Annotated in this window: 24 protein-coding genes and 2 tRNA genes; 3 read left to right on the forward strand and 23 right to left on the reverse strand. The window is 71.2% G+C overall.

The window, feature by feature from the left end; genetic code table 11:
* Window positions 1-15 precede the first annotated feature (15 nt).
* From EDF27_RS12710 to EDF27_RS12735, 6 genes are all read right to left on the reverse strand, one after another.
* Window positions 16-516, reverse strand: a complete 501-nt coding sequence (locus tag EDF27_RS12710; protein WP_123653165.1) for a DUF3145 domain-containing protein — start codon at window positions 514-516, stop codon at window positions 16-18.
* A 163-nt stretch (window positions 517-679) separates the two neighbouring features.
* Window positions 680-1,513, reverse strand: coding sequence for a DUF1684 domain-containing protein (locus EDF27_RS12715; RefSeq protein ID WP_132049149.1), 834 nt, complete (start codon window positions 1,511-1,513; stop codon window positions 680-682).
* The gene (locus EDF27_RS12720; RefSeq protein ID WP_132049151.1) at window positions 1,510-2,643 is read right to left on the reverse strand and encodes an AI-2E family transporter; all 1,134 of its coding nucleotides are present in this window, start codon (window positions 2,641-2,643) and stop codon (window positions 1,510-1,512) included. Before EDF27_RS12720 ends, EDF27_RS12715 begins: the two co-directional genes overlap by 4 nt.
* Before the next feature lies 1 nt (window position 2,644).
* Window positions 2,645-2,719 (reverse strand) — tRNA-Ile (locus EDF27_RS12725).
* A gap of 12 nt (window positions 2,720-2,731) precedes the next feature.
* Entirely contained in the window at window positions 2,732-3,934 is a 1,203-nt protein-coding gene (locus tag EDF27_RS12730) for a glycosyltransferase (protein WP_243698336.1), read from the reverse strand.
* Window positions 3,935-4,103: 169 nt separating this feature from the next.
* A complete protein-coding gene (locus EDF27_RS12735; protein WP_185021687.1) occupies window positions 4,104-5,018 on the reverse strand; it encodes a DMT family transporter in 915 nt (304 codons plus the stop codon).
* A gap of 39 nt (window positions 5,019-5,057) precedes the next feature.
* Here EDF27_RS12735 and def point away from each other — a divergent pair, with 39 nt between their 5' ends.
* A complete protein-coding gene (gene def / locus EDF27_RS12740; RefSeq protein ID WP_123703986.1) occupies window positions 5,058-5,633 on the forward strand; it encodes a peptide deformylase in 576 nt (191 codons plus the stop codon).
* Between the two features lie 49 nt (window positions 5,634-5,682).
* On the opposite strand, the gene EDF27_RS12745 is transcribed toward def, so the two are convergent.
* The 11 genes from EDF27_RS12745 to dusB all read right to left on the reverse strand — a co-directional run bounded on the left by EDF27_RS12745 (window position 5,683) and on the right by dusB (window position 19,244).
* Complete coding sequence (locus EDF27_RS12745; protein WP_132049153.1) at window positions 5,683-6,174, reverse strand: hypothetical protein; 492 nt, start codon at window positions 6,172-6,174, stop codon at window positions 5,683-5,685.
* A 174-nt stretch (window positions 6,175-6,348) separates the two neighbouring features.
* A tRNA-Asn gene (locus tag EDF27_RS12750) sits at window positions 6,349-6,421 on the reverse strand.
* A gap of 115 nt (window positions 6,422-6,536) precedes the next feature.
* Complete coding sequence (locus EDF27_RS12755; protein ID WP_123653160.1) at window positions 6,537-7,547, reverse strand: D-isomer specific 2-hydroxyacid dehydrogenase family protein; 1,011 nt, start codon at window positions 7,545-7,547, stop codon at window positions 6,537-6,539.
* Window positions 7,544-8,428 carry an ATP-binding cassette domain-containing protein gene (locus tag EDF27_RS12760; protein ID WP_132049155.1) on the reverse strand — a complete coding sequence of 295 codons (885 nt, stop codon included), beginning with the start codon at window positions 8,426-8,428 and terminating at the stop codon, window positions 7,544-7,546. Before EDF27_RS12760 ends, EDF27_RS12755 begins: the two co-directional genes overlap by 4 nt.
* A 173-nt stretch (window positions 8,429-8,601) precedes the next feature.
* Window positions 8,602-10,296: an ABC transporter ATP-binding protein gene (locus EDF27_RS12765; RefSeq protein ID WP_123653814.1), complete on the reverse strand. Its 1,695-nt coding sequence runs from the start codon at window positions 10,294-10,296 to the stop codon at window positions 8,602-8,604.
* A gap of 14 nt (window positions 10,297-10,310) precedes the next feature.
* Entirely contained in the window at window positions 10,311-11,315 is a 1,005-nt protein-coding gene (locus tag EDF27_RS12770) for an ABC transporter permease (RefSeq protein WP_123653158.1), read from the reverse strand.
* Between the two features lie 2 nt (window positions 11,316-11,317).
* Window positions 11,318-12,388 (reverse strand): ABC transporter permease, encoded by a 1,071-nt coding sequence (locus tag EDF27_RS12775; protein ID WP_243698359.1) that lies wholly within the window; start codon window positions 12,386-12,388, stop codon window positions 11,318-11,320.
* Window positions 12,389-12,483: 95 nt separating this feature from the next.
* Window positions 12,484-14,103, reverse strand: coding sequence for an ABC transporter substrate-binding protein (locus EDF27_RS12780; protein WP_123703992.1), 1,620 nt, complete (start codon window positions 14,101-14,103; stop codon window positions 12,484-12,486).
* Window positions 14,104-14,838: 735 nt separating this feature from the next.
* On the reverse strand, window positions 14,839-16,773 hold the full coding sequence (gene dnaG / locus EDF27_RS12785; RefSeq protein ID WP_132049157.1) for a DNA primase: 1,935 nt from the start codon (window positions 16,771-16,773) through the stop codon (window positions 14,839-14,841).
* A 39-nt stretch (window positions 16,774-16,812) separates the two neighbouring features.
* The gene (locus EDF27_RS12790; protein WP_123653154.1) at window positions 16,813-18,093 is read right to left on the reverse strand and encodes a deoxyguanosinetriphosphate triphosphohydrolase; all 1,281 of its coding nucleotides are present in this window, start codon (window positions 18,091-18,093) and stop codon (window positions 16,813-16,815) included.
* The gene (dusB, locus tag EDF27_RS12795) at window positions 18,090-19,244 is read right to left on the reverse strand and encodes a tRNA dihydrouridine synthase DusB (RefSeq protein ID WP_123653153.1); all 1,155 of its coding nucleotides are present in this window, start codon (window positions 19,242-19,244) and stop codon (window positions 18,090-18,092) included. Before dusB ends, EDF27_RS12790 begins: the two co-directional genes overlap by 4 nt.
* Window positions 19,245-19,291: 47 nt before the next feature.
* Here dusB and EDF27_RS12800 point away from each other — a divergent pair, with 47 nt between their 5' ends.
* Window positions 19,292-19,777 (forward strand): YbaK/EbsC family protein, encoded by a 486-nt coding sequence (locus tag EDF27_RS12800; RefSeq protein ID WP_123653152.1) that lies wholly within the window; start codon window positions 19,292-19,294, stop codon window positions 19,775-19,777.
* Window positions 19,778-19,809: 32 nt separating this feature from the next.
* Here EDF27_RS12800 and EDF27_RS12805 read toward each other — a convergent pair whose 3' ends face one another.
* The 4 genes from EDF27_RS12805 to EDF27_RS12820 all read right to left on the reverse strand — a co-directional run bounded on the left by EDF27_RS12805 (window position 19,810) and on the right by EDF27_RS12820 (window position 23,226).
* The gene (locus tag EDF27_RS12805) at window positions 19,810-19,992 is read right to left on the reverse strand and encodes a hypothetical protein (protein WP_132049159.1); all 183 of its coding nucleotides are present in this window, start codon (window positions 19,990-19,992) and stop codon (window positions 19,810-19,812) included.
* On the reverse strand, window positions 19,989-20,690 hold the full coding sequence (locus EDF27_RS12810; RefSeq protein WP_132049161.1) for a DsbA family oxidoreductase: 702 nt from the start codon (window positions 20,688-20,690) through the stop codon (window positions 19,989-19,991). Before EDF27_RS12810 ends, EDF27_RS12805 begins: the two co-directional genes overlap by 4 nt.
* Before the next feature lie 65 nt (window positions 20,691-20,755).
* On the reverse strand, window positions 20,756-22,141 hold the full coding sequence (locus tag EDF27_RS12815) for a glycine--tRNA ligase (protein WP_123653148.1): 1,386 nt from the start codon (window positions 22,139-22,141) through the stop codon (window positions 20,756-20,758).
* A gap of 59 nt (window positions 22,142-22,200) precedes the next feature.
* Entirely contained in the window at window positions 22,201-23,226 is a 1,026-nt protein-coding gene (locus EDF27_RS12820) for an aminotransferase class V-fold PLP-dependent enzyme (RefSeq protein ID WP_132049163.1), read from the reverse strand.
* Between the two features lie 70 nt (window positions 23,227-23,296).
* Here EDF27_RS12820 and EDF27_RS12825 point away from each other — a divergent pair, with 70 nt between their 5' ends.
* A complete protein-coding gene (locus EDF27_RS12825; RefSeq protein ID WP_132049165.1) occupies window positions 23,297-24,349 on the forward strand; it encodes a LysR substrate-binding domain-containing protein in 1,053 nt (350 codons plus the stop codon).
* Window positions 24,350-24,397: 48 nt separating this feature from the next.
* Here EDF27_RS12825 and EDF27_RS12830 read toward each other — a convergent pair whose 3' ends face one another.
* A complete protein-coding gene (locus EDF27_RS12830) occupies window positions 24,398-25,195 on the reverse strand; it encodes an isoprenyl transferase (protein WP_123653145.1) in 798 nt (265 codons plus the stop codon).
* Complete coding sequence (recO, locus tag EDF27_RS12835) at window positions 25,192-26,058, reverse strand: DNA repair protein RecO (RefSeq protein ID WP_123653144.1); 867 nt, start codon at window positions 26,056-26,058, stop codon at window positions 25,192-25,194. The genes EDF27_RS12830 and recO overlap by 4 nt, the downstream gene beginning before the upstream one ends.
* Window positions 26,059-26,173: the final 115 nt, after the last annotated feature.

A 26,173-nucleotide genomic window follows, 5' to 3' on the forward strand; every position in this document is an offset into this window, starting at 1 on the left:
CGCGAGCAGCGGGCGTCAGCCGACGCGGTGCAGCCAGACGACCGGGTTGCCCTCGGCCGCGTGGCGGAACGGCTCGAGCTCGTCGTCCCAGGCCTGCCCGAGCGCCAGCCGGAGCTCACGGTGGAGCTCGAGGGCGTTGCTGCCCGCGACCTCCATCGCGTAGCGGACACGGTCCTCGGGGATGACCATGTTCCCGGTGACGTCGGTCTGCGCGTAGAAGACGCCGAGATCGGGCGTGTGCATCCACCGGCCGCCGTCCGAGACCTCGGTGGGTTCCTCGGTGACCTCGTAGCGGAGGTGCTCCCACCCGCGCAGTGCGGAGGCGATGGCCGCACCGGTGCCGACCGCGCCGGTCCAGGTGTACTCGGTACGACGCGAGCCGTCCTGCGCCGGCTGGTCCAGCCAGGAGAAGTTGACGGCGCGACTCATCGCGCGACCTGCTGCCCATTCGACATGGGGGCAGAGCGCGCGTGGGGAGGAGTGCACGTAGAGCACTCCAGACGCAGTCCCGGTCATGGTTCCTCCGATCATCAGGTGCGACTTCCCCATCGACCTGTGCTGGAGGATCCGGACCAGTGCTCGAGAGCACCGTGGAACCATCGATATCCGATTGTGATGTCCTGGCGGACACGCCCATTATGCAGCGTCGGCGCTGGGAACGGCAAGGACACCGGCCCGATCAGTGCAGGACGGCGCCGTCGTGGTCGATCGGGTGCCGCTCGCCCGCCGGGATCGGGATCACCAGGCGGTTCTGCGGCGGCGGGATCGGGCACGCGTACTGGTACGAGAACGCGCACGGCGGGAGCACCAGGCCGTTCCAGTCGACCGCGACGTCCGCGGGGCCGCCCGGGTCGTCGACGAAGAGGAAGCGGCCCATCGAGTAGGAGCTCGCCGCGTCGTCCTCGGGCAGCGCACTCGTGCCGTCCTGGACGATGAGCTGCAGCCGCGCGACCCCGCCGAACGGTGCCGACCGCACCGCGAGCAGGGACGCGACCACCCCACCGACGGTGGTCTCGACGGTGCCCGCGACCACGAGCGGATCGCCGGCGGCGTCGAGGACGTGACCAGGGGCCTCCAGGCTGTCGTCGACCGGTGTGTACCGGCCTGGACGGACCAGATCGGCCGCGTACGGGAAGCGGTCGATCCGCGCGAACCGTGCGATCGCATCGGACGCGGGGTCCCAGACGCGGAGCGTCGAGCCGGACACGGTGCCCGCGAAGCCGTCCGGGAAGGCGACGGTGGACGGCACGACGGCCTCGTCGCCGGCGACGAGGACGGTCCCGTCGACCGGGACGCCGTCCACGACGACCCCGTCGGCGGCGTCAGCGGTCACCGTGAGCCCGCCCACGGCCGGCGCCCACGTGCCGGGGACCGGCCAGACGGGCTGCGCGTGGTCGACGCGCTGCGCGTTCACCAGGGCGAGCGGTCCACGTGGGCTGCGGGCCCACCGGTCGCGCGCAGCGGCAGCGGCAGCGGCAGCGGCAGCGGCGTCGCCGTCCGCAGGGTCGGTCACGCCTGCTCCTGGCGCGGGTAGATGACCTTCTGCACGATGATGATCACCGACGCGGCGACCGGCACCGCGACGAGCGCACCGAGGACGCCGCCGATGGTGGCCCCCGCGACGGCCGCGATCACGACGAGCGCACCGGGGACCTGCACCGCGCGGGACATGATGCGCGGCGAGATCACGTACGACTCGACCTGCATGTAGACGAGGTAGTAGATCGCGGCGGCGAGGGCGGTCGCGGGCGACGCGAAGAAGCACAGCAGCGAGATCACGATCGCCGCGCCGAGGGTCCCCACGAGCGGGATGAGCGAGCCCATGAACGCGAACGTCGCGAGGAGCACCGGAAGCGGAGCACCGATGATGAGCAGGAACACCAGGCTCAGCACGCCGTTGATGCCCGCCTGCGTGATCTGCCCGACGACGTAGCGGCCGACGGAGGACGTGACCTCCTCGCTGACGTCGATGTAGTTCTGCCGACGGGACGCCGGCACGAAGCGGTACATCATGCTCTTCATGCTCCGCATCGAGGCGAGGAAGTAGAGCATGAGGATGAGGACGATGAGCGCGCCGGTCAGGCCCGACAGGATCCCGGTACCCACGGCCAGGATGCCGCCGCCGAGGCTCAGCAGGTTGCCCGGGTCCTCGACGAACTTCTGGAGCTGCTGCAGCGAGTGGTCGACGTCGAACGACCCGTTGAGCTGCTTCGACAGGTTCTGCACCCAGTCCTGCTGGGAGAGGTCCTGGACGATGTCCGGGAAGTTCTGCACCAGGTTCGTCGCCTGGTTGATGAGGATCGGGACGACGGCGAACACCACGCCCCCGAACGCGAGCAGCACCGTGACGACGACCGCGAGGATCGCCGACCACCGCGGGATGTACCGCTCGAGGAAGGTCACCAGGGGGTCGAGGCCGAGCGCGATGAACAGCGCGACGCCGATGTAGACCAGCACGGTCGACAGCTGCCCGATGAGGGCTCCGGCGAGCAGGGCGACGAGCACGCCGATGCCGCCCATGAACCCGATCCGGAACGCGTTGACGCGCACGCCGGTGCCGCCCTTGGACGCCTCGAACGTCACGTTCGGGGTCGGGCCGGGGGCGTCAGCGTCGTGGCTGGCGGTCTTCTTACGGAGTTGCACGTGGGGCGGGCGGGACTCGAACCCGCGAATCGTTCCGTTATGAGCAGACTGCCTTGACCAGCTTGGCTACCGCCCCTCGTCGGCAGGCCTAGGCCACCGGTTCCCCACGATACAGCGCCTCGAACGTCGCGAGGGTGCGGTTGATGTCGTGCGCCTCGATCATGGCCAGACTGCGCGTCCGCATCGCCACGTAGTCCTCGTCCGAGGCCGTCAGCACCGTCGTGAGCTTGTCGGCGAGGTCACGCTCGTCCCCCGGCTCGAACAGGTACCCGTTGCCGTCGACCAGGTGCGGCAGCGCCATCGAGTTCGCGGCGACGACCGGCAGGCCGGACGCCATCGCCTCCAGCGAAGCGATGCTCTGCAGTTCGGCCGTCGAGGGCATCGCGAACACGGTCGAGTTGGTGAGCGCGCGGAACTTGACCTCGTCGGAGACGAACCCGAGGAACGTCACGCGGTCCTCGATGCCGAGCTCCTTCGACAGCGCGGTGAGCTTCGGGATCATCTCGCCGTCACCGACGATCGTGATGGTCGCGTTCAGCTCGGCGGGCAGCAGCGGGAGCGCCCGGAAGAGCACGTCGAGGTTCTTCTCCGGCGCGATGCGGCCGACGAAGGTGATGTCGTTGTTCGCCGGGCGGCCTTCTCGTGCGAGGTAGCGCGAGGCGTCGATGCCGCAGGAGATCGCGAGGACGCGCTGGCCGGCGATGGCCTTGCGGAGGTAGTCCGCCGCCAGGTTGGTCGGCGTCGAGATCACGTCCGCGAGCCGGTACGTGTGCGCGGCGTCGTTCCACGCGATCTTCAGCGCGATCGGCAGCGTGAAGCGCCCGAACGGCGTGTACTCGAGCAGGTTCTCGGGCATGAAGTGGTTCGTGGCGATGATGCGGATGCCGCGGTCGTGGGCTTCACGAGCGACACCACGGCCGACGATGATGTGCGACTGGATGTGCACGACGTCGGGCTTGAAGGCGTCGATGATCGGCGCGACGTGCTTGCGGACCGTCCACGGCCACGCGAACCGCAGCCACGCGTGCAGCGGCCACTTGTACGACGGGAGGCGGTGCACGACGAGCGTCACGCCGTGGAGCTCTTCGTCGTAGGTGCCGTGGTTCCGGCCCGCTGCCGGGGCGATGATGTGGACCTCGTGCCCACGCTCGGCGAGGCCGACGGCGAGCTGCTCGGTGAACGTGGCGGCACCGTTGACGTCCGGGGCGAAGGTGTCCGCGGCCATCAGCACCCGCAAGGGCCGGTGGTCCGTCGGGTGGTCGAGCGGAACGGGGGTGGCGTCTCCTGACACGGCGGGCGTCGTCCTCTCCTGGGCCTTCGTCCGGTACCGGTGGTGGTGCTGGTACCGGGCTGGTCTGGGTCTGAAACGCTACCGTACGCCGATGCGCGAGCACGTCCGCCGCGCGGCTGACGGTGCCCCCTGCCAGAGGAGGACGGCACCCGACAGCGCGGCGCAGTGGTTACCGCTGTGCCTCTGGGTGGTGTTTGGCGAGGAGGAACACCCCGGTGACCGCGATCGCGGCAGCGACCACGAACCCGAACACCGCGATCGGTGGTGCCCCGTCCGCTTCTCCGAGGACGATCACCCCGATGCCGACGGCGACGATCGGGTCGACCACGGTGAGCCCGGCGATGACGAGGTCCGCTGAGCCCGCCGAGTACGCGTTCTGCACGAAGTACCCACCGAGCGACGCCGCCACGACGACGCCGATGATCGCCAGGACGGTCAACCAGTCGAAGGTGTGGTTCACGAACCGGTTCAGCGTGACCTTGGCCAGGGTCGCCACGAACCCGTAGAGGACCCCGGCGCCGATGATGTAGTACAGCGCGCTCTTGTGCTTGGCCACGACCCGGAACGACACCAGCACCAGGATCAGCACGACCGCCAGGATCACCAGGACCGTGATCAGCTGCGAGCGGGTGATCGGGCTCTCGTGCCCGACGAACGCCGCGATGCCGACGAAGATCCCGACGCCGATGATGCACGTCCACACCGCACGGCGGGCACGCCGGCCGAGCGGGACCCCGGAGGACCGTGAGGAGAACCACGTCGTGATGACCAGTGCGACCGCGCCGAGGGGCTGCACGACGATGAGCGGTGCGAACGTGATGCTGATCAGCTGCAGGACGACCGCGATGCCGAGCATCAGGGTGCCCAGCACCCAGTAGCCGCTCGAGACCAGCCCGACGATGTGTCGGACGCTGAGCCCCTTGGACTGCTTGCCCAGCCGGGCCTCGACCCGCTTGACCCCGCGGCTCTGGAACTGCGCCCCGAGCGAGAGGAACACCGCCCCGATCAACGCGACGGGGATCATGAGGGCCTGGAACGGGGTGAGGTTGCTCACGGCGTCCGGGATCTGCAGGTCGCTCGTCACGCGTCGAGGCTATCCGACTCCTCCCGATAACCTGGGTGAATGGCCGTCCTCCCGATCCGGATCACCGGTGAACCCGTCCTGCACGAACGCGCCGCGGAGGTCACCGCCTTCGACGACGGACTCCGCACCCTGGTGGCGGACATGTTCGAGACCATGGACCTGGCACCGGGTGTCGGGCTGGCCGGCCCGCAGGTCGGGGTGGGCAAGCGGCTCTTCGTGTACTCATTCGTCGATGATGACGAGGTGCAGTGGCGCGGCGCGGCGATCAACCCCGTCCTGTGGATCACTCCGGCCGAACCCGAGGCTGTGGAGGAACTCGACGAGGACGAGGAGTCCGAGGGCTGCCTCTCCATCCCGGGCCTCCGCTTCCCGCTGCGCCGCTCCGAGGGCGCGCTCCTCCGCGCGTTCGACGAGCACGGCGAACCGTTCGAGATCGAGGCGCACGGCTGGCTCGCGCGGATCTTCCAGCACGAGTACGACCACCTCGACGGCCTGCTCTACGCCGACCGACTCGGCCACCCGTACCCGAAGCAGGTCCAGAAGGCCGTCAAGAAGAACAGTTGGGGCGGCCCCGGCAAGTCCTGGCTCCCCGGCCGGGACCACCCCGAGGGCTGACGCCGGTCCGCACGCCGACCGACGACGGGCACCGGCCAGGAGGCTCGGCTCAGCCCCGGTAGGCGGCCATCGCGTCCTGCAGGTGGTCCATCTGCGGATGCCCGGGGCAGTAGAGCGCCAGGCCGGCCGCCGTGTCGGCGGCGGACGCGGACTGGATCGTCGAGGTCCACGGCGACACCCCGGTGACCGCGCAGCCACTGGCGAGCTGCTCGAGCGTGGACTCCCCCGCCGCCGCGTCGAGCGCTGCCTGCTGCTGCGCCGACGCCTCGGTCCCGGTGATCCGTTCGGCTCGGCACTCGGTGCGCTCGTCCTGCCACACCGCCGAGTACGTCGTGTAGGTCTCGGTGCGGTCCGAGCCGTCGACGTCGCACACGAACGCGAACACGATCGGCGAGGTCCCCGACGCGGCGATCTCCGACGACGGCGTGCGGTCCACGGAGTCGTCCGGTTCCGACTCGGCGCCGGACGTGCACCCGCTGACGAGGACCGCGAGCGCAGCCGCACAGAGCGCTGCTGCGGCGGTTCGGCGGAGGGGGTGCACCTGTGAACGCTAACAGCTTGTCCCGGTGGCCCGGCCGTGGACGAGCCATGAGACGACCGAGAACCCGGACGCCCCGAGCGGCGCGCAACGGAGAACACGTCCTGGAGAACACGTCCTGGAGAACACGTCCTCGGAAACACGAAGACCCCCACCGCGAACGGTGGGGGTCTGATGCTCCCCGAGTTGGACTCGAACCAACAACCTGCCGGTTAACAGCCGGCTGCTCTGCCAATTGAGCTATCGAGGATCAGTTGCGCTGCCGGTCGAGCCGGTCTGAACAACGGGTAACAGCATAGCAGGACATCGGCCGCGCCCCGCGCATCGGGCACGCACCCCGGGCGTGCCGCGCCGCGCTGCGCGCCTCAGTACCCGGCGACGGGGTCCACGACGCCGACGAAGCCCTCGCCCGCGCCGCCGAGGAACGCGGCGACGTTCACCCGCACGCGCTCGGCGAGCAGCGGCGCCACCATCTCCGGCGTGTCGGCCTGGTGCGGCGTGATGATCGCGCCGGGGGCGTCCCACAGCGGGTGCCCGTCGGGCAGCGGCTCCGGGTCGGTCACGTCGACCCCGGCGCCGGCGATCTCCCCCGCGTGCAGCGCATCGACGAGCGCGTCGGTGTCGACGAGCCCGCCACGGGCGATGTTCACCAGGCGCGCGGACGGCCGCATGATGGAGAACTGGTGCGCGCCGAAGAGCTTCGACGTGCCCGAGGTCATCGCGGCCGCGATCATCACGACGTCCGCGGTGGGCAGGACCTCGTCGAGCTGGTCGGTGGTCACGGTGCGGGCAGCACCGGGCACCGGCGCGGACGAGCGCCGCACCACGGTGACGTCGACGTCGAACGGCGCGAGGAGCCGGAGGTACTCGAGCGCGATGCCACCGGCGCCGATCACGACGACGGAGCGGCCGTAGAGCGACACACCCTCGGGCTTCGTCGCCCAGGACGTCGCACGGGCGCGTGCGGGCAGGACCCGCAGCGTCGCGAGCGTCAGCGCGAGGGCGTGCTCGGCGACCGGCTCCGCGTAGGCGCCCTTCGCCGAGGTGAACAGCACCGAGTCCCCGTGCGACGCGATCAGGGACGCGAAGGCGTCCACGCCGGCGAACGGCAGCTGCACCCAGGACACGGACGGTGCCGAGTCGAGTGCGGCGGCGAGCCCGGACGGGTCACGCGGGTCGAGCCAGACGATGCCGCGCGTGTCGGGCCCGAGCGCTGCGACGGTGCCGCCAGCGGCCTCCACCGCGGAGACGTGCAGCTCGGCGGGCGACGGCAGGATCGCGATCGGCCCGGCGGCGGGCGGCGGGACCGGCAGCGGCGCACCGGCATCGGTCACGACGGCGCGGTGGCCGCGGGGCTGGACGTCGGTGTCGGTCATGACTGCTCCTGTCGGGACGTGCGGGGGCCGGACCCGCCGGCCCAGGCGGGACGCTTCACCGGGCGCGCCGCCGTCGAGGCGAGCGTCCGGACGTAGGGGTCGACGGGGCTGTCGAGCACGTCGTCGAAGGTGCCGAGGCCGACGAGTCGACCCTCGTTCATGACGGCGACGCGGTCCGCGAGCGCACGGGCTTCGCGGAGGTCGCTCGAGACCACGACGGCGGAGAACTGCCGGTTCCGCTGCAGTCCGGCGAGGGCCTCGAGCACGGACTGGCGGACGAGGACGTCGACGCCGCGGGCGGGTTCGTCGGCGACGAGCAGCTGCGGTTCGAGGACGAGCGCCTGGGCGAGGGCCACCCGCTGCCGCTGCCCGCTCGAGAGCTCCCACGTGTTGAGGCGCATCACGCCGAGCGGCAGGTGCACCGCGTCGACGAGCCGGGCGACGATGAGCCCGGCCTCTTTCCGGTCGAAGCGGCGGTCACGGGCGTAGATCGGCTCCGCGATCGCCTCACCGACGGTCAGGTCGGGGCTCAGCCGGTCGGCGGCGTCCTGCGAGAGGTACCCGATCCGTCCGGTGAGTCGGGCGAGCCGACGGGACGACGCCCGGAGCCCGCGCATCTTCTGCCCGAGGACGCTCAGCTCACCACCGACGATGTGGCGACGATGCGCGCCCTCCCCCTCACCGCGGGCACCGAGCTGACCGGCGACCGCGGCGGCGAAGCTGGACTTGCCGGAGCCGGACTCCCCCAGCACCGCGAGGATCTCCCCGCTGCGGACGGTCAGGCTGACGCCGTCCACCGCCCGGATCGGGCGCGCTCCCGGCACCCGGTACTCGATGGAGACGTCGTCCGCGACGACGGCCGGGTCGTTGACCCCGATCATGGAACCCCTTCCGCACCGCCCCTGGCGGCGCAGCGCGGAGACGGAGGCCGGTCCGCGCGACGTACGTGGTGCTCTGGGGCCGACAGCCTGGAGGCGCGACTCGCGTCGTCGACGTGCGTCGCGCCTCCCGGCTGGACCTGATCAGGGCCCGTCTGCTGAACCACAGACGGCGATCAGGCCCCTGCCTGCTCCAGTCGCTCCAGCGTACGCCGTCGCTCGGCCTGCTCCGCCGGGTCCGGCACCGGCAGCGACGCCAGGAGTCGCTGCGTGTAGGGGTGCTGCGGCGAGCCGAGGACCTCTGCGGTGGTGCCCGTCTCGACCAGGTCGCCGCGGTACAGCACCGCGATCCGGTCGGAGAGCGCACCGACGACCGCGAGGTCGTGGCTGATGAACAACGAGGCGAATCCGAAGTCCTGCTGCAGCTCGAGGAAGAGCTCCAGCACGCGCGCCTGCACCGACACGTCGAGCGCGCTCGTCGGCTCGTCGGCGATGAGGAGCTTCGGCCGGAGCGCGAGCGACCGGGCGAGCGACGCGCGCTGGCGCTGCCCGCCGGACAGCTCGTGCGGGTACCGATCGCCGTACGCCGCGGGGAGCTGGACCGCCTCCATGAGCTCGTCGACCTGCTTGCGCGCCGCACGCGGCGAGGACGCCACGCCGTGCACGACGAGCGGCTCGGCGACGCACTCCGCGATCGTGAGCAGCGGGTTGAAGGACGTCGCCGGGTCCTGGAAGACGAACCCGATGTCCTTCCGGAGCCGCTTGAAGTCCCGCTCGCGGTAGCCGAGCATCTCGGTGCCGAGGACGCGGAGGGAACCGCCGGTGACCCGCGTCAGCCCCGCGATGGCACGGCCGATGGTGGTCTTGCCGGAGCCGGACTCCCCCACCAGGCCGAGGACCTCGCCGGGACGGATCGCCAGGTCGACGCCCTTGACGGCCTTGAACGCGTGCGCGCCGAGCCGGCCGGGGTACTCGATCTCGAGCGCCCGGGCCTCGACGACGGGTTCGACGTCCTCGGCGATGATGGCCCGCCGGGCGACCCCCGTCGACGACTCGAGCCGGGGCACCGCCGCCAGCAGGCGCTTCGTGTAGTCGGCCTGCGGGTTCCCGAAGAGCTCGGCGACGGGGGCTTCCTCGACGACCTCGCCCTGGTACATCACGGCGACGCGGTCGGCCAGGTCGGCGACGACGCCCATGTTGTGCGTGATGATGACGATCGCCGTGCCGAACTCGTCACGACACCGACGCAGCAGGTCGAGGATCTCCGCCTGCACCGTCACGTCGAGGGCCGTGGTCGGCTCGTCGGCGATGATCACGCTCGGCTCGAGCGCGAGCGCGCTGGCGATCACGACGCGCTGCTTCTGCCCGCCGGAGAACTGGTGCGGGTAGTGGTCGACGCGGACCTCGGGGTCGGGGATGCCGACCCGGCCGAGGTAGTCGATCGCCTTCGCCCGGGCCTCCTTCCTCGAGACGCCGCCGTGGGCGCGGAGCCCCTCGGCGATCTGCCACCCGACGGTGAACACCGGGTTGAGGGCCGTCGAGGGTTCCTGGAAGACCATCGCGCCCGCGGTTCCGCGGAGCTCCCGGAGCTTCTGCGAGCCGACCGTGACGACGTCGGTGCCGTCGAGGAGCACCGCGCCGCCGAGGGTCGCCGTCTCCGGCATCAGGCGGAGCATGCTCCTGGCCGTGACCGACTTGCCGGAGCCCGACTCGCCGACCAGGGCGAGGACCTCGCCGGGGCGGACGTCGAGGCTGACGCCCTTGACCGCGTCGACGGCGCCGCCGTCGGTCGCGAAGGTGACGGTGAGGTCGTCGACGACGACGACGGGCTCGGTGGTGTTGGCGGTGCTCTTGCTGCTGGGGGTGCTCATGCTGCTGGGGGTGCTCATGCTGCGGCCCCTTCCGTTCCGGTGGTGCCACGCTTGTCGCGGGTGCTCACGAGCTGCTTCAGCCGCCGGCGCGCACGCAGGCGGGGATCGGAGATGTCGTTGAGGCTCTCGCCGATGAACGTGACCCCGAGGACCAGGACCACGATCGCGACACCCGGGTAGACACCGGTCCACCAGACGCCGGACGCGACGTCGGACAGCGCGCGGCTGAGGTCGTAGCCCCACTCGGCACCCGCTGTCGGGCCGATGCCGAACCCGAGGAAGCCGAGGCCGGCCAGGGTCAGGATCGCGTCCGAGGCGTTGAGCGTCAGGATGAGCGGCAGCGAACGGGTCGAGTTCCGGAGCACGTGCCGCGTCATGATCCGCCACGGGTTCGTGCCCATCACGCGAGCCGACTCGACGAACGCGTCGTTCTTCAGCCGGACCGCCTCGGCACGGACCACGCGGAAGTACTGCGGCACGTAGACCACGGTGATCGAGATCGCCGCCGCCGTGATGCCGCCGTAGTAGCTCGAGTTGCCGCCGGAGACGACGATCGAGACGACGATCGCCAGGAGCAGCGACGGGAACGCGTAGATCGCGTCCGCGACCACGACGAGGACCCGGTCGAGCCACCCGCCGATGTAGCCGGAGACCATGCCGAGCAGCACGCCGATGATGATCGAGACGATGACCGCCACGATGACGACGAGGACGGCGGTCCGGGTACCGAACACGACGCGGCTGAACACGTCGAAGCCGCCGACGGTCGTGCCCCAGATGTGCTCGGGACTCGGGGCGCCGGTGCGCGGGAAGCTCACGCCGTCGTCACCCTGCAGCTGGCCGAAGCCGTACGGGGCGATGAGCGGAGCGAACACCGCGACGATGAGGTAGACGGCGCAGATGACCACGCCGACGATGAGCATCGCGCGCTGCCACCCGGTGCTCCGGCGCAGCTGGACGACGACGGGCAGGCGCTTCCACAGCGGCTCGTGACGGTCGACGAGTGTGGTGTCGGACATGTTCAGAACCTCACTCTCGGGTCGATCAGGGCCGCGACCACGTCGACGACGAAGTTCGTCACCGCCACGATCACCGCGAGCATCGCGACGATGCCCTGGACCGCGACGAAGTCACGGGCCGACAGGTACTGGTTGAGCTCGAAGCCGAGCCCGCGCCAGCCGAACGTGGTCTCGGTGAGGACCGAGCCGCCGAGCAGCATGGCGATCTGGAGCCCCATCACCGTGATGATCGGGACGAGCGCCGGACGGAACGCGTGGGTCCGGACCAGCCGGGACTCGCGGACGCCGCGGGACCGGGCGGCGTCGACGTACTCCGAGCCGAGCGAGCCGATCATGTTGGCGCGCACCAGGCGCAGGAAGATGCCGGCGGTCAGCAGGCCCAGCGTCAGCGCGGGCAGCACCGCGTGCAGCAGGACGTCGCCGATGATCTGGCCGTTGCCCGTGCGGAGCGCGTCGATGATGTAGATGCCCGTCGCGCCGGGGACCTGGTCGAGCGCCAGCTCCACACGCGTCGATGCCCGGTCGCCGAGCGGCAGCCACCCGAGCCACACCGAGAACACGAGCTTCATGAGCAGACCGCCGAAGAACACCGGGGTCGCGTAGGTCAGGATCGCCAGCGCGCGGAGGAGCACGTCCGGCCACTTGTCGCGCAGGTACGCGGCGAGCATGCCGAGCGGGATGCCGAGCACGAGCGCGACGATGAGCGCGTAGAAGACGAGCTCCGCCGTGGCACCGCCGTACGTGACGATGATCTCGGTGATCGGGCGGTGGTCCGTCGCCGTCGTCCCGAAGTCACCGCGGGCGATGTTGCCGAGGTACTCCAGGTACTGGACGATGACCGGCCGGTCGTACCCGGCGGCGTGCAGGCGTTCCTGCAGCTGCGCCTGGGTGAGCCGACCGCCGACCGAGGCGACGATCGGGTTCCCGATGATGCGCATCAGGAAGAACACGAGCGTCACCAGGATGAAGACGGTCGGGAAGATGAGGAGGAAGCGGATGAGGATGTACCGACCGATGCCGCCGCCGCCGTTGGCACGTCGCTGTGCCTGTGGCTTCGTGGGCTCCGTGTCGATCGCCTCGGGGTTCGTGAGGGTCACGGGATGGGTGCCTTTCGGATGACGCCGACAGGGGGCGCCCCTCGTGGGAGCGCCCCCTGTCGTTCGTCGGGTTACTTGCTGAGCGTCGCGTACCGGAACTTGAACGAGGCGTCGAGCTTGAGGCCCTTGACGTCCTTGCTCGCGACCGCCACGGACTTGCCCTGCAGCAGCGGCAGCGTGGAGATCTGCGTCGCCTCACGCTGCTGGGCCTGCTCGATGAGGTCCGCACGCTTGGTCGGGTCGGACTCCGCCTGCTCCTGGGCGATGAGGTCCTGGATCACGCTGTCGTCGTAGTGGTTCTGCACGAAGTTCTCCTTCGTGAAGAACGGCGACAGGTAGTTGTCCGCGTCCGAGAAGTCCGGGAACCAACCGAGCTGGTACTCCGGGTACGAGTCCTTCGTGCGCTCCTGGGCGTAGGTCGTGTAGACCGTCGACTGGATGTTCACGGTGAACAGGCCCGACTTCTCGAGCTGCGTCTTGAGGAGCGCGTACTCGTCGTCCGACGCCGAACCGTAGTGGTCCGGTGCGTACTGGATGTCGAGCTGGACCTTGCCGGAGACACCGGCGTCGCTGAGGGCCTTCTTGGCCTTGTCGACGTCCGGGGCGCCGTTGCCGTCGCCGTAGAGCGACTTGAACGGCGTCGCGGCACCCGTGAGGCCGTCCGGCACCATCGAGTACAGCGGCGTGTACGTGTTGTTGTAGACCTCCTTCGCGAGCGCGTCACGGTCGACGACGTCCGCGACGGCCGAGCGCACCGCGAGGGCCTTCTTCGCGTCGGCGTCGGACTGGCCGGTGCCGAAGGGCTGGGACTTGAAGTTGAAGACCAGGTAGCGGATCTCGCCGCCGGGGCCGTCCGTGACCGTCAGCTTGTCGTCCTTGCGGAGCGACGCGATGTCCGTCGGGGTCAGGGAGCGGTACGCCACGTCGACGTCGCCCTTCTGGACCGCGAGCTTGAGGTCGGTCTCCTTCGTGTAGTAGTTGGCCGTCACCTCGCTCGTCTTCGCCTTGCCGAGCAGCCCGTCGTACTTGCTGTTCGCCTTGTACTGGATGAGCTGGTTCTCCTTGTACGAGGTGATCTCGTACTGACCGGCGAACGCGTTGCCCTTGACGATGTCCGCCGCGGGGGTGAGCTTCGTGGCGGAGAAGACGTCCTCGTCGACGATCGGGCCGGCCGGGCTCGACAGCACCTGCGGCCAGGTCTGGTCCGCGTGGTCGAGGTTGAACACCACGGTGGTGGCGTCCGGCGTGTCGATGCTCTTGAGGTTGGCGAGCAGCGACTGCGGGCCGTTCTCGTTGTTGATCTTCAGTTCACGGTTGAACGAGAACTTCACGTCGCTCGAGGTGAGCTTGTTGCCGTTCGCGAACTCGAGCCCCTTCTTGAGCGTGACCGTGTAGGTCGTCGGGTTCGTGAACTCGCCCTTGGTCGCGATGTCCGGCTTGACGTCCGGGCTGCCGACCGGGGTGTTCATCAGGAAGGGGAACACCTGGTTCTGCACGGCGAACGAGCCGTTGTCGTACGAGCCGGCCGGGTCGAGCGACGTGATCGAGTCGGTCGTGCCGATGATCAGGCCGTTCAGGTCGGTGGTGGACGAGCCGCTGCCGCCCGCGCAGCCGGTGAGCACCAGCGCCGTCGCTGCTGCTCCGGCGCCGAGCGCGATCGTGCGCTTGCCCCACTTGGTCACGGATGCCATATCCGATGCCTCTCTGGTCATGGTTGCAGGAGCCCCGGGCCGGACGGTGGAACTGCTGTGTGCCCGGCCGGGACACTCATTGAGAGACACCCTGCCACGGAACTTTCTTCGGCGGGGACGGTTTTGTTACACCGCTGTAACGCACGAGTCCCGCGCGTGACGCATGATTCCGCCTCGACGCGCGGCGCTCCGCGCACGCTTGTTGCGTCCCGCAACGCGGCCGCACGCGGGCCGGCGGGCCGGCGGGCCGGCGGGCGGGCCGGCGGGCGGGCAGGCGGGCGGGCCGGCGGGCGGGCAGGCGGGCGGGCGGGCGGGCAGGCGGGCGGGCCGGCGGGCCGGCGGCCGGCGGGCAGGCCGGCGGGCAGGCCGGACCGTGCGGTGAGATCGCACTTCGTGTCGGGTCCCGCCGGCCGAAGCGACACCAGGTGCGATCTCACCGGCGCCCGGGCCGTCGGATCCCTCCTCCAGCGGCCTGGAGGCTCGACCCACCTCCGCCACGCCCGCCCGGCCCGCCGTGGGGACACGTCCAGAGCGCAGGGGGCGCGTGCCCCGCACCGTGCGAGGCCGCGGGTCCGGCGCACGCAGCGTGCGAGGTTCCGTACTCGGTGCGGCGCCCGGCGGCTCCCACGGTGTACGGAACCTCGCACGGTGCGACTCCGGCGCGCGGCAGCGCGCAGCGCAGCGCAGCGCGCAGAGCGCGGCCGCGCGGCCGCGCGCGGCAGCGCAGCGCAGCGCCTACGACGCCTGGGCGTCGGCGCGCAAGCGCATGCGCTGGGCGTCGATGTCGACGAGCTGGCGCTGGAGGTCCGCCCGACGATCGGCGTGCTCGTTCGGGTCCGCGCGCTGCAGCTGCCCGAGGAGCGAGGCCTTGCGTGCGAGCAGGTCCCGCTCGACCAGCGCCACGACGATGCCCCGGCAGTAGATCGCGAGGTCCTCGTCGTTGCGCGCGGGGATCGGCGCGAGCGCGAGCTCCGACACGAGGCCACGGACCGGCGCCGGCACGTCCGAGGTCAGGCGGTCGAGCCAGTCCGACCGTCCGAGCGCGTCGACGTTGGCGACCACGGCGTCCCGCACGACGGCGAGCATCGGCGCGGAGAACGTCGCCGCGGCGGCGAGCCCGAGGAGCGGCGCCCCGACCGAGGTCGGCTGCTGCACCATCGCCATCACGGCGTCGCGTTCCATCCGGGTGATCGGGTCGTTCGGCAGCGATCGGATGCCCGCGACGGGCTCGTCGAGCGGTGCGGCCATCTGCCCGCCGGGTCCGGCCTGCCCGACGGGGACTCCGCGCCCACCGCCGGAGGACGACCCCGACCCCGACGACCCCGACGACGAGGACGCACGGCGCGCACCGTCGACGGCCCGTCGGACCTCGGCCATCTCCATGCCGAGCCACCCCGCGAGTTCGCGGACGTACCCCTGCGTGAGTGAGCGGTCGCGGATCCCGGCGAGCACCGGCGCGGCGGACCGCAGCGCGGCGACACGCCCTTCGACGGTCTCGAGGTCGTGGCCGTCGAGCGTTCGCCGGATCATGAACTCGAACATCGGCCGCTTGTTCGTGACCAGCCGCCGGATCGCGTCGTCGCCCCGGGCGAGCCGGAGGTCGCACGGGTCGAGCCCACCCGGTGCCACGGCCACGTAGGTCTGCGCGGCGAACCGCTGCTCTTCCGCGAAGGCGCGGGAAGCGGCACGCTGCCCGGCTTCGTCGGGGTCGAACGTGAAGACGACCTCACCGTTGGCGTTCGGGTCGCCGCCACCGACGTCGCCGAGCATCGGCCGGAGGACCTTGATGTGGTCGACGCCGAACGAGGTGCCGCACGTGGCCACCGCGGTCGTGATCCCGGCGAGGTGGCACGCCATCACGTCGGTGTACCCCTCGACGATGACGACCTGCTTCTGCTTCGAGATGTCGCGGCGGGCGAGGTCGATGCCGTAGAGCACCTGGCTCTTGTGGTAGATCGGCGTGTCCGGGGTGTTCAGGTACTTCGGGCCCTTGTCGTCCTCGAGCAGACGACGTGCGCCGAAGCCGATCGTGGCACCCGTGACGTCGCGGATGGGCCACATCAGGCGGCCGCGGAAGCGGTCGTACGGGGAGCGGTCCCCCTGGCTGACGAGCCCCGCGGACGTGAGTTCTTCCATCGTGAAGCCGCGGCCCTTGAGGTGGTCCTTCAGCGCGTCGAACGACTTCGGCGCGAAGCCGACGCCGAAGTGCTGCGCGGCCGACGGGTCGAAGCCGCGTTCGCCGAGGAAGCGTCGTGCCGGATCGGCCGCCGGCGTGGTGAGCTGCGCGATGTAGAACTGCAGCGCGGCTTCGTTCGCGGCGATCAGCCGGGCGCGGGTGTTGTAGTCGGTGCGCGGCCCGTCGCCTTCTTCGTAGTGGAGCGTGAAGCCGATCTTCGCGGCCATCCGCTCCACCGCTTCGGAGAAGGTGGTGTGGTCCTGCTTCATGATGAAACTGAAGACGTCGCCGTCTTCACCGCAGCCGAAGCAGTGGTACCGGCCGACCTGGGGACGGACGTGGAAGGACGGGGAGCGCTCGTCGTGGAACGGGCACAGGCCCTTCAAGGACCCCACCCCGGCGGACTTCAGCGTGACGTAGTCGCCGACGACGTCGGCGATGTTCACGCGCGCGCGGACCTCGTCGATGTCGTTCCGCGCGATGAGTCCAGCCACCCCACGATCTTAGTTCGGACCGGGGACGCCGCCGACCGCTCAGACGGGGATGTGGACGGTCTCCCGCTCCCCCACCACGAGCCGCCGGTGCCATGCGAGGGCGCCCTGGTCCGTGAGGCTCGCGACCTGGTCGACGACGGCGCGGAGCCGCCCGGTGTCGTCCTGCGCCTGTCGCCAGTCCGCGGCGAACCCGGGCTCGAGCGCGGCGTCCCCGCCGTGCGCGAGTGCGTCGAGCAGCTCGGTGAGGATGCGCCGCTGCTCTTCGTACACGGGCTGCCGGTCGCCCTGGGTCATCACGAACGCCGCGACGATGCCCTTGAGCACCGCGATCTCGCCGATGATCTCCGGCGGGGTGACGACCGACGCGGCGAACCGGACGAGTGACCCGGATGCGTACGCCTGGCGGGTGGCGGCGGTCGCCGTGCGGGCGAAGCGGCCGATGAGCTGCGAGGTGAGGTTCTTCAGCCGCGCGGCGTCACGACGGGAGCCGTCGTACGAGGTCATCCACAGCGGCAGGGCGCGGAGCCGGTCGAACGCCTCGAGCAGTTCGTCGCGGCTGAGGTCGTCCCCGACCCAGGCGTGCATGGCCGACACGATGTCGTTCTCACCGACGCGGTCCCCGAGGGCGGCGACGTCGATGAACCCGGCGACGACGGCGTCTTCGAAGTCGTGGACGGAGTAGGCGATGTCGTCGGAGAGGTCCATCACCTGGGCCTCGATGCAGCGCTGCCGTCGGGGAGCGCCGGCGCGGAGCCACTCGAACGCGGCGTGGTCGTCGTCGTAGAAGCCGAACTTGGTGCGTCCGGACGACGACTCGGCCACGCCCTGGGCCGCCGGCCACGGGTACTTGCACGACGCGTCGAGCGACGCCCTGGTGAGGTTCAAGCCATAGGGGCGGTCCCCGGCGCCGTACACCTTCGGCTCGAGCCGGGTGAGGAGCCGCAGCGTCTGCGCGTTCCCCTCGAACCCGCCGATGTCCCTGGCCCAGGCGTTCACCGCGGTCTCGCCGTTGTGCCCGAACGGCGGGTGCCCGATGTCGTGCGCCAGGCACGCCGTGTCGACGACGTCGGGGTCGAGCCCGAGCGAGTCCGCGAGTTCACGGCCGACCTGCGCCACCTCGAGCGAGTGGGTGAGCCGGTTCCGGGCGAAGTCGAGCCCGGTCGTCGGGCTGAGCACCTGGGTCTTCGCGGCGAGGCGCCGGAGCGCACTGGAGTGCAGCAGCCGGGCACGGTCGCGCGCGAAGTCCGAACGGCGGTTGCCGTGTTCTTCGGGGAGCCAGCGTTCGGCGTCGGCTGGGCCGTAGGACGACAGGGCGCTCATCCGCCGCTGTGGTGCAGTTCGGCGGCGGCGAGGACCTTGCGGAACTCGGCGTCGACGTCGCGGGTCTCGAGCCAGCGGTCAGGCAGCGCCGTCCGCTTCGGGTGACCGGCTCGGCCACGGGGACCCTCGGCGTCGGCGCCCGGGTACGGGGCGTCCGCGTCGAGCTGGCCGAGCAGGTCGTCGATCTCCTGCAGCGAGGAGGCCATGGAGAGCCCGGAGCGGACGTCGCCGCCGATCGGGTACCCCTTGAAGTACCAGGCCACGTGCTTCCGGATGTCGCGGCAGCCGTGCTCTTCGGACCCGAAGAACTCGACGAGCAGCTCGGCGTGCCGACGGAACCCGTCCGCCACTTCGCCGAGCGAGGGCATGTAGCGGAGGCCCTCACCGCGGAACGCCGCCGCGAGGTCGCCGAACAGCCAGGGCCGTCCGAGGCATCCACGCCCGACGACGACACCGTCGCAGCCGGTCTCGTCGACCATCCGGAGTGCGTCGGCCGCCGACCAGATGTCGCCGTTGCCGAGCACCGGGATGTCGGTGACGGCTTCCTTCAGCGTGGCGATGGCGGACCAGTCGGCCTGCCCCGAGTAGTGCTCGTTCGCGGTGCGGGCGTGCAGCGAGACCGCGGCGACGCCGGCGTCCCGCGCGATGCGGGCGGCGTCGAGGTAGGTGAGGTGGTCGGCGTCGATGCCCTTGCGCATCTTCACCGTGACCGGGACGTCACCGGCGGCGCGGACCGTCTTCTCGACGAGGTCCTTGAAGAGGTCGAGCTTCCACGGCAGTGCCGCTCCCCCGCCCTTCCGCGTCACCTTCGGCACCGGGCACCCGAAGTTCAGGTCGATGTGGTCGGCACGGTCTTCGCCGACGAGGATCGTCGCCGCTTCGGCCACGGTGTTCGGCTCGACGCCGTAGAGCTGGATGGAGCGCGGGGTCTCGGACTCGTGGTGCTGGATGAGCTGCATCGACACGGGCGTCCGTTCGACGAGCGCGCGCGAGGTGATCATCTCGCAGACGTACAGACCGGCGCCGTACTCGCGGCAGAGCCGGCGGTACGCCATGTTCGTGATGCCCGCCATCGGCGCGAGCACGACCGGCACATCGACCTCGATCGGGCCGATGCGCAGGGGCTTCCGGGGGGCTTGTGTGATGGTCATACGGTCTCCATTCTCCCACGTCGGCACGCGCCGGTAGCGTTCTCCACATGACGACCGACCCCATCGCCCGGTTCGACGCCGACGCCGCAGCCCGAGGACTGCGCGTCGAGGTGGTCGAACGTCCCGCCGCGAACTCCCTCGCCGAGGCGGCGGACCTCCTCGGGATCAGCCCGGGCGACATCGTGAAGACGCTCGTCGTGAAGCGCCACGACGGCGACTTCGTCCTCGCGCTGGTGCCTGGCGGCCGCAGCATCGCGTGGAAGAAGCTCCGCACCCTGGTCGGTGTCAACAAGCTCTCGATGCCCGACGCCGCCACCGCGCTCGAGGCCTCCGGCTACGAACGCGGCACGATCACCCCGATCGGCGCGACCGGCGACCTGCCGGTCTTCGCCGACGAGCGCATCGTCGGCCGCCGGGTCGCCCTCGGCGCCGGCCGGCACGGCGCGAGCGCCTTCGTCGACGCCGACGACCTCATCGCCGCCTACGGCGCGACGGTCGCCGACATCACCGACGAGGAACCCGCGCGCGCCTAGACGAGGAACCCGCGCGCGCCTAGGCGAGTGACCTAGTCCGGGACCTCGGACCAGTCACCCTCGGCGCCCGGCACGAAGCACGAGTCGCCCTCGCAGACCGGTGCTGCACCCCCGGTGAGCAGCGGGACCAGGCCCGGGACAGCCTCCAGACCGGTGCCGGGCTGTACCGCCTGGAGGCCCGGCGTGGCCCCGCCACGCACGTCGAGGTCCGTCATCGGGTCGCCTCCACGTCCGCGGGCTGCTCCCGCAGTTCGACGACCTGGCGCAGCACCTGCTCGAACGCGGCCGGGTCCTGCGCGCCGGAGACGCCGTACTTGCCGTCGATCACGAAGAACGGCACGCCGTTGATGCCGTACGCCTGCGCCTGCGCCTGGTCGGCCCGGACATCCGCGAGCTTCGCGTCGTCGCGCAGGGTGGCGAGCACCTCGTCGCGGTCGAGCCCGATCTCCGCAGCCAGGTCCGCCAGCGAGGACTCCTGCCCGACGTGCTCACCGCGCTCGAAGTACGCCGCGAACAGCCGCTCGACCATCTCGAGCTGCCTGCCGTGCTCCTTCGCGAGGTGGATGACCTGGTGTGCCTGCACGGTGTTGGTGTGGTGCATCGACTCGAAGTCGTAGTCGAGACCGACCGATGCGGCGATCGCGGTGACCTGGTCGAGCATCTGCTGCGCCTGGTCGACGGGCATGCCCTTGTGGCCGGAGAGGAACTCCGCCTCGGTGCCCTCGAAGTCGACGGGTGTGTCCGGGCTCAGCTCGAAGGAGTGGTACTCGACCTCGACGGGCCCGCCGAACGCGGCGACGCCGGCCTCGAACTTCCGCTTGCCGATGTAGCACCAGGGACAGGCGATGTCGGACCAGACATCGACCTTCACGCTGTCGTTGCTGCCGCTGTCGTTGATGACGCTGTCGCTCATGCTCAACGACAACGCGGCCGTGCCCCCGGCATTCCCGGGGACACGGCCGCGTCGGACTGGCGTGACTACGCGCCGATGAGTCGGGCGGCGAGGTAGCCCTGCAGCTGGTCGAGCGACACGCGCTCCTGGCTCATCGTGTCGCGCTCGCGCACCGTCACGGCCTTGTCCTCGAGCGTGTCGAAGTCCACCGTGATGCAGAACGGCGTGCCGATCTCGTCGTGGCGACGGTAGCGACGGCCGATCGCGCCGGCGTCGTCGAAGTCGACGTTCCAGGTCTTCCGGAGGTCGTCGGCGAGACCGCGGGCGACGGGCGAGAGCTGCTCGTTGCGGGACAGCGGCAGCACCGCGGCCTTGACCGGGGCCAGACGCGGGTCGAGGCGCAGAACGGTGCGCTTGTCGACGCCGCCCTTCGCGTTCGGGGCCTCGTCCTCGTGGTACGCGTCGAGCAGGAACGCCATCAGCGCACGGGTCAGGCCGAACGACGGCTCGATGACGTACGGCACGTACTTCTCGTTGGCGGCCTGGTCGAAGAACCGGAGGTCCTTGCCGGACGCCTCGATGTGGTTGTTGAGGTCGAAGTCGGTGCGGTTCGCGACACCCATGAGCTCGCCCCACTCGGAGCCCTGGAAGCCGAAGCGGTACTCGATGTCGGCGGTGGCGTCGGAGTAGTGCGCGCGCTCCCCGTCCGGGACGTCGAAGCGGCGGAGGTTCTCCGGGTCGATGCCGAGGTCCGTGTACCAGGCGACCGAGTCGGCGATCCACTGCTCGTAGTGTTCCTCGGCCGAGGCCGGCGGCACGAAGTACTCGATCTCCATCTGCTCGAACTCGCGCGTGCGGAAGATGAAGTTGCCGGGCGTGATCTCGTTGCGGAACGCCTTGCCGACCTGGCCGATGCCGAACGGGGGCTTCATCCGGCTCGTCGTGACGACCTGCGCGAAGTCGACGAAGATGCCCTGTGCGGTCTCCGGACGGAGGAAGTTCAGGCCCTCTTCGGACTCGACCGGGCCGAGGTAGGTCTTGAGCATCCCGGAGAACTCGCGGGGCTCGGTCCACTGGCCGCGGGTACCGCAGTTCGAGCAGGCGATCTCCGCCATGCCGCCCTCGGGCTGGCGGCCCTTCTTCGCCACGAAGGCGTCGATGAGGTGGTCCTCGCGGAAGCGGTGGTGGCAGTGCAGGCACTCGACCAGTGGGTCGGTGAAGGTCGCGACGTGGCCGGAGGCCTCCCACACCTTGCGGGGCAGGATCACGGCGGAGTCGAGGCCGACCATGTCGCCACGGCCGCGGACGAACCGCTGCCACCACTGCCGCTTGATGTTCTCCTTCAGCTCCACACCGAGGGGCCCGTAGTCCCAGGCGGACCGGGAACCGCCGTAGATCTCACCCGACTGGAAGACGAACCCACGGCCTTTGGCGAGGGCGATGACCGAGTCGAGACGGGAGGGCTGAGCCAAGGAGAACTCCATCAGGTCGCCGAGCTGGATGCCCGGTGCGAAAAACGTACCCGGCCAGACTAACGGGAGAGCACGGCGACGACGGCGTCCACGTCGGACTCGTCGTTCCAGTGGTGGAACGCGAGCCGCAGCCGCCCCGCCCGCCCCGACGCCGTGATCCCGGCAGCGCCGAGCGCCGCCAGCCCCGCACCGGACGCGTCCGGGAAGGTCACGATGGCCTGGGCCCGCGGGGGCGACCCCATCGCGACGGCGAGCCGGTCCGCGAGACGCGTGGCGTGCCTCCAGGCCGATGCCGTGTCGAGGGACGCGACGTGCCGCAGGGCGGCGACCGCGCCGGGCCAGGCCTGCCAGGCCGGGGAGACGTCGAACCGGCGGGCGTCCTCGGCGAGTCGCATCGCGGGGCCGTAGCAGGAGGACCAGACGTCCTCGCCGGCGTACCAGCCGGCCTGCACCGGCCGGAGCCAGGCGAGCGCCGACGGGGAGACCGTCATGAAGGCGACGCCGCGCGGGGCGCACAGCCACTTGTACGCGTGCGTGACCGTGACGTCGAAGGGAGCCGCGGAGACCGGCAGGACGCCGGCGGCCTGGGTCAGGTCGCAGAGCGTGCGGGCCCCGGCCGCGCGCGCCGCCGTGACGATCGCGGCGGAGTCGGCGACCGCTCCGGTGGCGGACTGCACGGCGGACCAGGCGACGAGTGCCGTGTCGGCGTGCACGCTGCCGGCCAGGGCGTCGAGCGGGACGCTCCGCACGCGGATCCCGCGGTGCGCCTGGGCGAGGAACGGGAACACGATCGAGCTGAAGTCGCCGTCCGGCACGAGGACCTCCGCGCCGTCCGGCAGTGCCGCGGCGACGACGGCGGTCATCGCGGAGGTCTGCGAGCCCGTCGCGACGAGCTCGGCCGGGACGCCGACGATCCGGGCGAAGAGGGCGCGGCCCTCCTCGACCAGGGCGCCGTACCGGGTCGGGCTCGACGCCGCGCCGCCCCACTCGTCGAGGTCGGCGCGCATCGCGGCGAGCGTGCCGTGCGTCGGGAGCCCGGCGGTGCAGGCGGCGAGGTACCCGTGGCCGTCGACGTAGGAGTCCATGCGGCCATGGTGTTCCGCTCGCGACCATCACACCAGGACAGCTTGGTTCGCAGTGCCATAACATCGCGTTGTGTCCGACCTCGACCCGCAACTCCTCCGCGTGCTCCGCGCCGTGGCCGACGCCGGGTCGATCACCGGGGCCGCCGCGGCGCTCGGCTACAGCCAGCCCGCCGTCAGCCAGCTGCTGCAGCGCGCCGAACAACGACTCGGGCACACGCTCGTGCTCCGCGGGGCGCGCGGCGTGACGCTCACCGAGGCGGGGGTCGTCCTCGCCGACCACGCCCTGCACGTGCACGCCGCGTTGACGGCAGCGCGCGAGGACCTCGACGCGATCGGCGGGCTCACCCGGGGGCGGGTGCGGATCGCCGGGTTCCCGAGCGCCTCCTCGACGCTCGTGCCCGCCGTGCTGGCGTCGCTCGCGGTGTCGGTGCCGGGGCTCAGCACCTCCTACGTCGAGGTCGAGCCGCCCGAGGCGCTCGACCTGCTGCGGCGCGGGGAGGTCGACGTGGCGCTGACGTTCACCTACGTCGGGGACGAGGTGGCGGCGGTGCCGGACCCGGCGCTCGTGACGCGGGCGCTCGGTCGGGACCCGCTCGCGCTGGTCACGCCCGTCGCGGCGGTGCCGTCCGGTGGGTCCGTCGCGTCCGGTGCGTCCGGGGCGTCCGTCGCGTCCGTCGCGTCCGGTGCGTCCGTCGCGTCCGTCGCGTCCGTTCGGCCTGGAGGCCCGGATCACGTCCGCGCCGCCGGTCCGGCTTCCTCCGTGGCCGGCACCACGGTCGTCGACCTCGCGTCCCAGCGTGGCGCGCGCTGGATCGGCGGGTGCCCGCGCTGCCGTGGGCACCTCCTCGCCTCGTGCGCAACCGCCGGGTTCACGCCGGACATCGTGCTCGAGACCGACAACGCCGCCGCCGTCGTGGGACTCGTCGCCGCCGGGCTCGGGGTGGCGCTGCTCCCCCGGTTGGCGCTCGCGACGACGGTCATCCCGGCGGGCGTGTCGATCGACCCGGTCGACGAGGACCTGGCCCGCCGCGTCGAGGTCGTCGTCGCCCGCGGAGCCGAGCGCGTCCCGAGCGTCCGCGCGACGCTGGACGCCGTGCGCGCCGCCGCCGCCCTGCTCGCCTGACGCGCGGCTCGCCGTCCGCCCGGTCAGGGGCGGCGACGTGCCCGTGCGCTACGCGGTCGGCGTGTCGACCGCACCGCCGAAGCGCCGGTCGCGCCGGGCGTACTGCTCCACCGCGCCCCAGAGGTCGGTGCGCCGGAAGTCCGGCCACAGCCGGTCGAGGAACACCATCTCCGCGTACGCCGACTGCCACAGCAGGAAGTTGCTGGTCCGCTGCTCCCCCGAGCTCCTGAGGAACAGGTCGACGTCCGGCATCTCGGGCACGTAGAGCCGCTTCGCGATGGCCTTCTCGGTCACCTGGCTCGGCTTGAGCTTCCCCGCGGCGACGTCCTCGGCCAGCGAGCGCACCGCGTCGGCGATCTCGTTCCGGCCGCCGTAGTTGACGCACATCGTCAGGGTCAGGACGTCGTTGCCCGCCGTCATCCGCTCGGCGACCTCGAGTTCCTCGATGACGCTCCGCCACAGCCGCGGACGCCGCCCGGCCCACCGCACCCGCACGCCCCACTCGTTCAGCTGGTCACGCCGACGACGGATCACGTCGCGGTTGAAGCCCATCAGGAACCGCACTTCTTCCGGGGAGCGCTTCCAGTTCTCCGTCGAGAACGCGTACGCGGACACGTGCTTCACGCCGATCTGGATCGCACCGGCGACGACGTCGAGGAGCGATGCCTCGCCCGCCTTGTGCCCCTCGATGCGCGTCAGACCGCGGCCGTTCGCCCACCGGCCGTTGCCGTCCATCACGATCGCGACGTGTTCGGGCACGAACCGCTGCGGGATCGCCGGCGGCGTCTCGCCGGTCCAGTCGATCGGCCGGAACGGCTCGGCGGCGTCGGATCGGCGGGGGCTCATGCGGTGGGCGTTCCTTCGGCTCTGCCCGGCTCGAGGTCGTGGTCCGGGAGGGGTGGTGCTGGAGTCGCCGCGACCGCGCGGGCCGTCGCCGCGACCGGGTCGTGCCCGGGGCCGTGCGTCGGCACCGCCGCCGGGTGTTCCGTACGGTCGACGTGCGGCAGCGACTTCAGCGATCGTTCCAGGTGCCACTGGGCGTAGGCCGCGACCACGCCGGAGGCACGCGACCTGGTGCGTTCGTCCGCCGAGTCGACCGTGGCCCAGTCGCCGGCGAGCAGCGACCCGAGGATCGAGAGCGTCGCGAAGTCGAGCCGCGGCGAGCCGGGAGGCGCTGCACCGTCCGCCACGACCCCACCGAGCTGCACGACGAACGCCGAGTGCGGCCCGGGCTCCCCGGTCACCGCGCAGTCCGAGAACGAGGGCGCCCAGCCCGCGATGCTCATCGCGCGCAGCAGGTACGAGTCGAGCGTGGCGGAGGGGACGTGCTCGCTGCGGGACAGGGAGCGGAGCGCGCCGACGAGCAGCAGGTACTGCTGGAGCCCCGCGTCCGCCTCGCTCAGGCGGTCCGCGGTCTCGACCATGGCGCTCGCGGCGGTGTACGCGCTGTAGTCCGCGACGATCTGCGCCCCGTACGACCCGAGGGACTCGGCCTGCGTGACGATGTCGAGCGAGCGGCCCTCGTAGAACTGGGCGTCCACGACCATGAACGGCTCGAGCCGGGAGCCGAACTTCGACGCGGTGCGCCGGACCCCCTTCGCGACGGCGCGGATCTTGCCGTGCTGCCGGCTGAGCATCGTGACGATGCGGTCGGCTTCCCCGAGCTTGTGGGTGCGGAGCACGACACATTCGTCCCGGTAGAGCGGCATCCCCCCAGTATCCCCCGGTCCCCCGACACCGCGTGCCGCGCGCGCGGGCGGTGGGGTGTCGGTGGGCTGGGCGGTGGGTGGGTGGTGGCTGGTGGGCTGTTTCGCGCGTGGGCAG

Source organism: Curtobacterium sp. PhB136 (genome assembly GCF_004346855.1).
In the GTDB taxonomy this organism is placed as follows: domain Bacteria; phylum Actinomycetota; class Actinomycetes; order Actinomycetales; family Microbacteriaceae; genus Curtobacterium.